The following is a 472-nucleotide window of genomic DNA, read 5'->3' on the forward strand; positions in this document are numbered from 1 at the left end:
ACCCGCAAGGACTTCTCCGACTTGCTCGAGTTCGTGAAGGGGGAGGCGATCGAGCGGCTTTTCCTTCCATTCGTAGCATTGAACCATTTTGCGGAGGTCTGGGGCGGGCAGCAAGTGCAACTGCCCTCTCTAAGTGAGATCTATACAGCGGGTGAGCAACTGCAGGCTACTCCAGGGCTTAAGGCGTTCTTCGAAGCACATCCAAAGGCGAGATTGATCAATCAATACGGGTCGACAGAAATCAACGTCATTGCCGAGCACCGGCTTGCGGCTGACCCATCATGTTGGCCCCAATTGCCTCCCCTCGGCCGTCCGATTGCGAACACGCGGGTGTACCTGCTGGACGGCCATGGCGCGCCTGTGCCGTTCGGGGCGGTGGGCGAGCTTTACATTGGCGGCGCAGGCGTTGCGCGTGGCTACCTGAACCGGCCCGAGCTGACGGCCGAGCGGTTCATCGCCAGTCCCTTTGTGG

General features: G+C 60.4%; 1 protein-coding gene. It reads left to right on the forward strand.

Annotation, left to right across the window (positions count from 1 at the left end; genetic code table 11):
* Positions 1-21: 21 nt before the first annotated feature.
* On the forward strand, positions 22-472 hold a 451-nt coding region (locus EOA24_RS43765; protein WP_348633117.1), incomplete at its 3' end, for an AMP-binding protein.

Source organism: Mesorhizobium sp. M2A.F.Ca.ET.039.01.1.1, from assembly GCF_003998035.1.
Classification (GTDB): domain Bacteria; phylum Pseudomonadota; class Alphaproteobacteria; order Rhizobiales; family Rhizobiaceae; genus Mesorhizobium.